Source organism: Avibacterium endocarditidis (genome assembly GCF_002921145.1).
GTDB lineage: Bacteria > Pseudomonadota > Gammaproteobacteria > Enterobacterales > Pasteurellaceae > Avibacterium > Avibacterium endocarditidis.
In genome coordinates this window covers 16,032-23,057 of sequence record NZ_PQVI01000142.1, presented here as the reverse complement: position 1 = coordinate 23,057, position 7,026 = coordinate 16,032, and the positions used below count along the sequence as shown (strand labels likewise).

At 41.4% G+C, this 7,026-nt stretch carries 6 protein-coding genes and 1 pseudogene (1 of these 7 cut by a window edge); 4 read left to right on the top strand and 3 right to left on the bottom strand.

What is annotated here, in order from left to right; genetic code table 11:
* Positions 1-558 (top strand): ATP-binding domain-containing protein (locus C3Z13_RS10480; protein WP_181022055.1); only part of this gene is annotated, 558 nt, incomplete at its 5' end.
* Between the two features lie 94 nt (positions 559-652).
* Here C3Z13_RS10480 and asnS read toward each other — a convergent pair.
* Complete coding sequence (gene asnS / locus C3Z13_RS10475) at positions 653-2,056, bottom strand: asparagine--tRNA ligase (protein ID WP_103855880.1); 1,404 nt, start codon at positions 2,054-2,056, stop codon at positions 653-655.
* Between the two features lie 206 nt (positions 2,057-2,262).
* Here asnS and C3Z13_RS10470 point away from each other — a divergent pair, with 206 nt between their 5' ends.
* Both C3Z13_RS10470 and bioD read left to right on the top strand, forming a co-directional pair.
* Positions 2,263-3,486 (top strand): ROK family protein, encoded by a 1,224-nt coding sequence (locus tag C3Z13_RS10470; protein WP_103855879.1) that lies wholly within the window; start codon positions 2,263-2,265, stop codon positions 3,484-3,486.
* Between the two features lie 65 nt (positions 3,487-3,551).
* Complete coding sequence (gene bioD / locus C3Z13_RS10465; protein ID WP_103852853.1) at positions 3,552-4,274, top strand: dethiobiotin synthase; 723 nt, start codon at positions 3,552-3,554, stop codon at positions 4,272-4,274.
* 133 nt (positions 4,275-4,407) lie between these two features.
* On the opposite strand, the gene C3Z13_RS10460 is transcribed toward bioD, so the two are convergent.
* Together C3Z13_RS10460 and cls are read right to left on the bottom strand one after the other, a co-directional pair.
* On the bottom strand, positions 4,408-5,049 hold the full coding sequence (locus C3Z13_RS10460; RefSeq protein ID WP_103855878.1) for a histidine phosphatase family protein: 642 nt from the start codon (positions 5,047-5,049) through the stop codon (positions 4,408-4,410).
* 52 nt (positions 5,050-5,101) lie between these two features.
* On the bottom strand, positions 5,102-6,565 hold the full coding sequence (cls, locus tag C3Z13_RS10455; protein WP_103855877.1) for a cardiolipin synthase: 1,464 nt from the start codon (positions 6,563-6,565) through the stop codon (positions 5,102-5,104).
* Between the two features lie 34 nt (positions 6,566-6,599).
* Here cls and C3Z13_RS10450 point away from each other — a divergent pair.
* A pseudogene (locus C3Z13_RS10450) lies at positions 6,600-7,026 on the top strand (TIGR01621 family pseudouridine synthase); it runs 273 nt beyond the window's last position.

Sequence of the window (7,026 nt, the reverse complement as noted above, 5' to 3'; positions counted from 1 at the left end):
GAAAAAATTCAACAAATTTTTACCGCATTTAACAAAGTGCGTTATCTCACCGCATTACGCGTAGGGGAGTTGGGCAGTGAGAAACTCAATCAACTGATTGCGGAAGGCTTACGCGCAAAGGGCTTAGTGCAATTTAATCAAGCGCGTGAGCATTATCTCGGCAAACCTATTATGATTACGCAAAATGACAGCAACGTAGGCTTATATAATGGTGATGTAGGGCTGTATTTATTGACTGTTGATGAGCAAGGCAACGCACGCGGGCATTTTTATTTTGAAAATGGCAAACGCGAATTAGCTAGCCGCATTCCAAGCCACGAACCCGCTTTTGTGATGACCGTACATAAATCGCAAGGTTCTGAATTTGATCACGCTTTTATGGTGTTGCCCACTGAACCCAACCCGATTTTATCCCGCGAGTTGGTTTACACCGGCATTACTCGCGCCAAAAACCAAGCCACCGTGTTTAGCACGGAGCAAAGCTGGAAAAGCTCGGTAAGAAAACCAACCAAACGACAAAGTGGATTGGCGTTGTTGTTGCAAGAAATTGTTGAATGAATTAAGAATAAGGTTATCTAACAAGGACAAAAAGAGCGGTGAAAAAATCAGAAATTTTTCACCGCTCTTTGTTTTTATTTCAATTTAATAAAATTTAGAAATTCGCATTTCTTGGTGCGCGTGGGAATGGGATCACATCGCGGATATTTTGCACGCCGGTTACATAAACAATTAGACGTTCAAAACCTAAACCGAAGCCTGAATGTGGCACTGTGCCGTAACGGCGGAGATCGCGATACCACCAGTAATCTTCTGGGTTTAAGCCCATTTCAAGCATACGTTTATCTAGCACATCTAGGCGTTCTTCACGTTGTGAGCCACCAATGATTTCGCCAATTCCAGGAGCGAGAACGTCCATTGCTGCAACGGTTTTGCCATCGTCATTTAAACGCATATAGAAGGCTTTGATGTCTTTCGGATAATTTTTCACCACCACTGGCGATTTGAAATATTCTTCCGCTAAATAGCGTTCGTGTTCTGAGGACAAATCAATGCCCCAAGACACTGGGAATTCAAATTTTTTGCCTGATTTCAGTAAAATTTCAATGGCATCTGTGTAATCAATTTGTGCAAAATCAGAATTAATGAAGTTTTCTAAACGGCTGATAACGTCTTTATCAACGTGTTTTTCAAAGAATTTTAAGTCATCTTTACGTTCATCTAATACCGCACGGAACACATATTTAAGCATATCTTCCGCAAGTTTTGCGTTATCGTTTAAATCAGCAAACGCCATTTCAGGCTCAACCATCCAGAATTCTGCCAAGTGGCGAGTGGTGTTAGAATTTTCCGCACGGAATGTTGGGCCAAAGGTGTAGATTTTACTTAACGCACAAGCGTAAGTTTCGCCGTTTAATTGACCAGATACAGTTAAGAACGCTTCTTTACCGAAAAAATCTTGCGAAAAATCCACCGCACCTTGTTCTGTGCGTGGCAGATTTTCTAAATCAAGGGTTGAAACACGGAACATTTCGCCTGCGCCTTCGGTATCAGATGCAGTGATAAGTGGCGTTGCCACCCAGTAAAAACCCTGTTCGTGGAAGAAACGGTGAATAGCTTGCGCTAAACAATGACGAACACGCGCCACGGCACCAATAATATTTGTGCGTGGACGTAAATGCGCTACTTCACGCAAGTATTCGATACTGTGGCGTTTGGCGGCCATAGGGTAGGTATCAGGATCTTCCACCCAGCCTGTTACTTCCACGTTTTCCGCCTGTAATTCCACCGCTTGCCCTTGTGCTGGGGATTCCACCACTGTTCCTGTTACAATCACCGAACAGCCTGTGGTGAGGCGTAGGATTTCATTTTGATAATTGGCAATGTCGCTATTGACGATCACTTGGATAGGATCGAAGCAAGAGCCGTCATACACCGCAAGGAAAGAAAGCCCTGCTTTAGAATCGCGGCGAGTACGCACCCAGCCACGCACGGTAACTTGATCACCGATTTGAATTTTGCCTTGTAATACATCTACGATAGGGGCAATTTGTGTCATATAAACCTCAATCAAAAAAATTAGCGTAAAAACGTGCCTAGTTTACCGCAAGTCAGAAAATTTGCCAAAATGAATTGTGCGATTGTTTTTGTGAAGTCGCCCACAAAATTGAAGTAAATAACTTGTTTTTAGATCGCAACCTGATATAAAAAACAATTATTTCATTTCAAAAATTTAATCGACTAATTAATCAACGATGAGGCGTTATGATCAAGGAAAGAAAACAAGACAAGTATGTCTTAAAATTACAGCAACTAGGGAAAGTGTATCGACTCATTGAGCAATTTGAAGAAATTTCGCGGATTGACCTTTCAAAACTCTCACGCTTAGCCCCTGCGACAATTACTTCTTTAACCCGTCAGCTTATTAACGAACGGCTAATTATTGAAAAAGCCGTGCGAAATACAGAAAACCGTGGTCGTCCAGCTATTGGTTTATGTGTATCGCCTTTTTTCTGGCAGTCTTTATGTGCGGTGTTGAGCGAAGATCGCTTTGATATTTTTCTTTGTGAATTAGATGGCACACCGCTGGCAGAACATTCCTTTCCTTTACGCCGTGAAGAATTTGCCCAATTAGATCGGGTTTTAGTTAGCTATGTGCAAGCGTTTTTAGAAAAAACAAAACTTGAACCTTATAAGGTGATCACTTTTTCCATTGCGGTAACAGGGGAGTTAGACAGTGAAGAACGCTATGTTTATCAGCTTGGCAATCGTCAGCTCACCTTAGATTTGAAAGCCTTATTTCACCCTTATTTCAAAATGCCAGTAATGGTTACGGATTATTTCCAAACTTGGCTGTTTGCTGAAAGCTCTGTGGGCAGCGTGATTGGTTGTGATCACGTTTTATTTTTACAACTTGATGAGCGGATAAATTTAAGCGTGCTATCGCAAGGTGATGTGTTACGATGTAACAAACAGCCGAAAATGAATATTGATAAACTCATCACCCCAAGATTAAACCCAATTCAGGATAAACTTAATAATCAGTTACCTGAAATTGAACGCAATCAAATCATCAATCAGCTAACACATAAAGCCATTTATAAATTGATTGATTTGGCGTATCCCAACAATCAACAAATTGATAATATTGAAAAAATCCACTTTTTATGTGAACAGGCACAAAAAAATGATGAGAAAGCCGTTGATATTATTCATCATATTGCTGATTTAACGGCTTACCATTTAATGTGTTTAGTGAATATGTTTTCTTCTAAAAAAGTGATGTTAAACACCTGTTTATTGGCAGCAAAAGAGATTTTCTTAGCCCGCTTAAATCAACGCTTATCCCTTTATCATTGCGATGTGGAAGTGGTAACGAGCCGTTATAAATGGAATAGCCCAGAAGTATTAACCGCCGCCATTAAACAAGGGATTTATGACGGCAGTTTGTTAGGTGATCTACTGAAAAATAAAGAAAAATTGTGTTAGCTCAATGTTCTCCTGATGAAATTCCTTTAGAATTCAACACAAATTGGATCATAAGGAAAAAAATGATGAGCTGCTTTTTTGTTACCGGCACAGATACGAATGTAGGGAAAACCGTATCCAGCCGTGCCATTATCCAAGCGTTGCAAAATCAAGGTATTCAGATTGTCGGCTATAAGCCCATAGCCTGTTGTCAAGAAGATTGGTCTTATTGCGAAAGCACAGTAGATAGTGATTATGGGCTAGAAAATAATTCTGATGTGCTAACCTTAATCGATGCCACAAAAGAAAATGTAACCTACCAAAATGTGAATAGTTATAGCTTTTCGCACAGTTTGCCTATGTTAAGTGAAGACGGGCAACGTATTGATATAAAAAAAATTAATGCCGATCTCAGCGCGCTGACGCAGCGTTATCAATCTGTGTTAGTGGAGGGAGCATTTGGTTGGCTAACGCCGATGAATAAGGAATACAGCTTTGCCAGCTGGGCTATTTCGCACAAAATGCCTGTAGTGCTGGTGGTTGGCATTAAAGAGGGTTGCATTAATCACGCATTGCTGACCGCACAATCCATTCAACAATCGGGCTTGCCCTTAGTGGGTTGGATCGCCAATCGCATTAACCCAGGCTTAGCCCATTATGCGGAAATTATTGAAATGCTGAGTGAAAAAATTGACGCACCGTTGCTCGGGCAAATTCCCTATGTGCATCGCCCTGAGGAACAAGAGCTAGGGCATTATATTACCAATATTGAACGCTTGACTTATCTGCAAACGGAATGGGTGAAGTAGAGTAGATGAAGTAAGCGAAATTCATTCGTTTCAATCTAAATGATTATTAAAGTGCGGTGCAAAAAATCAAAATTTTTCTACCGCACTTTTCGCCATTAAATACGACTTTCACCTAACGCCTTACAAAAAAACACTATAAATGTGCCGTGCTATTCACCGTTTCTAACACAAAACGCCCCACATTTTCGTTTTCCGCTTGCCCATAGTGAACAATGCTAATGGACGTGTTATCCAAACGAATTACTCGTGGATTTTCACGGTGATTTTGCCAGGTTGAGCCGTTAAATAGGGTAAGCAATAAACGCAACGTATGTCCGTGGGAAACCAGTAGAATATTGCCTTCGTTATGCACATTGATAATGTCATAAACCGCCTGCATTGCTCGCTCAGCTAGTTCAGCAAAGGTTTCGCCGCCGTTGCTTTTGGCTTGATAATTCGCAGGATCTTTGGTCATTTGCTGAAATTCTTCGCTTTGGCGAATGCTATCTACCAACACGCCCTCCCAGCTACCCAAAAAATGTTCGTTTAAGCCTTTATGCTGAAAGAAAGGAATATTGCGCTCGCCAATAATGTATTGCGTGGTATCCATTGCCCTTTTTAACACGCTTGAATAGGCAGCAACAAAAGGCACGTTGGCTAAGTGTTCGCCTGTTTTCATTGTCCCCTCAATGCCTTCGGCGATCAGCGGAGAATCGCCTTGTCCTTGTAATAAACCTTGTTCGTTCCAAACAGTGCGTCCATGGCGAACTAAATAAAAAGTAAGCTGTTTTTTCATTGCTATCCTTAAAATACTTAAAAAGTTGGAAAATTTATACCGCACTTATCGTTTATAAAAGCGGGCTAAATAAGAAAAATAAACGTTCGATAACCTGTTGATAAACAGGGCGTTTTACCCAGTTTTCATAGGTTAATAAAGAAGAACTTTGGCGGTAGTGTTGCTGCAATTGGGTTACTTCATTGGCAAAACTTTGATCTTCCACCACCATTGTTACTTCAAAATTCAACATAAAACTGCGCATATCCATATTTACCGTGCCAACTAAGGCGAGGCGGTTATCAATCAACACGCTTTTAGTATGCAACAAGCCTTGCTCAAATTGATAAATTTTTACCCCCGCAGCGAGCAAGTCTTCAAAGAAAGTGCGGCTAGCCCAGCTCACCATTAAGGAATCATTTTTTTTCGGCAGAATGAGGGTTACCTCAACACCACGCAACGCGGCAATGCGTAAGGCTTCAGCAATGCTATGGCTTGGCACAAAATAAGGCGAAGTAATGGTAATGCTTTGGCGCGCGGAAAAAATCGCAATAGAAAGGGATTGCGCCATTAAATCATCAGGAAAGCCCGGCCCTGTGGCAAGAATTTGCACGGCGTGCGAATTATTTTGATCAATAGGTAGCAAAGGGCAATCTGGCAACTGCAAGGGGATTTCTTTATCGCTTTCAATTTGCCAATCCCACGCATACAACCCATTTAGCACGGCAGAAACAGGCCCATTAATACGCACCATAATATCCACCCATTCGCCAACGTGGCTGTTTTGTTTGAAATATTTTGGATCAACCATATTCATACTGCCGGTGTAAGCAATTTGATTATCGATCACAATAATTTTGCGGTGCTGGCGTAAATCAATACGACTAAAAAACATACGCAGTAAATTAACGTGTAGCGCTTCGGTGATCTCAATGCCACTTTCTTTCATTTGGCGGTAATTTTTACTTTTTAGAAATTGACGGCTGCCCACGCTATCCACCAATATCCGCACCGTAACACCACGCTGTTGTGCGCTAATTAGCGCGTTCTGCACCTCTTCCACTAAGCCGCCATTCCACCAAATATAAAACACCATATTAATGCTGTGTTGGGCTTGGTGAATATCTTGAATAATGCTTTTAATGATGCTTTCTGGCGTGTCTAAAATATGCAGCTCGTTACCCAGCACGCAAGGGATATTTAAGCGGCTTTTGGCTAAGTCAAAAATGGGGCGATAAAGTAGGGTGTTGTGATGATTAATTAATTGCGGACATTGCGAAAAATCGCCAAACCACTGGTTAAATTTGGGTGCAAGCAAACGAAATGCTTTTGCTCGTTTTGTGCCTAATTTCACTTCGCCAAACACTAAATAGGCGATAATGCCCACCACTGGCACGAGATAAATAATCATCAACCAAGAAAGGGTGGCTGAAACCGATTGTTTTTTTATCACTAATCGCATTGTGATAGAAATGGTCAAAATCCAAATCAGGACAGGGACGAGATATGCTATAATCTGTTGAAAAGTAAAATTCATTTATTTTTAACCGCACTTTTATAAACATCTAATTATGCCAGAGATCACAACGCCAATGTTCGACATTGTTTTTCAGCACGCCGATTTTATCATTATTCACAAGCCTTGTGGCATTTCCGTGCATAAAGATGATCAGGCGCTTGGTCTAACCACCTTAGTGGCGCAGCAATTAAATTTGCCCCAAGTGTGGCTGGTACATAGGTTAGATAAGGTAACTTCTGGGTTGTTAATCTTAGCGTTGAATAAGCAGGCGGCGGCAACCTTGTCAGGGCTATTTGCCGATCATTGCATTGAGAAAACCTATCTGGCGTTATCCACCGAAAAGCCGAAGAAAAAGCAAGGGCGAATTGTGGGGGATATGCAAAAATCTCGCAATGGCACTTGGAAATTATGCCAAAGCAAGGAAAATCCTGCCATCACGCGTTTTTCTCCGTAAGCTGCGAGCCAAATTTACGCCTTTT

Excerpts from the sequence above, each read along its gene's own strand:
- asnS (WP_103855880.1), bottom strand. The coding sequence starts at position 2,056 with ATGACACAAATTGCCCCTATCGTAGATGTATTACAAGGCAAAATTCAA.
- C3Z13_RS10470 (WP_103855879.1), top strand. The coding sequence starts at position 2,263 with ATGATCAAGGAAAGAAAACAAGACAAGTATGTCTTAAAATTACAGCAA.
- bioD (WP_103852853.1), top strand. The coding sequence starts at position 3,552 with ATGAGCTGCTTTTTTGTTACCGGCACAGATACGAATGTAGGGAAAACC.
- C3Z13_RS10460 (WP_103855878.1), bottom strand. The coding sequence starts at position 5,049 with ATGAAAAAACAGCTTACTTTTTATTTAGTTCGCCATGGACGCACTGTT.
- cls (WP_103855877.1), bottom strand. The coding sequence starts at position 6,565 with ATGAATTTTACTTTTCAACAGATTATAGCATATCTCGTCCCTGTCCTG.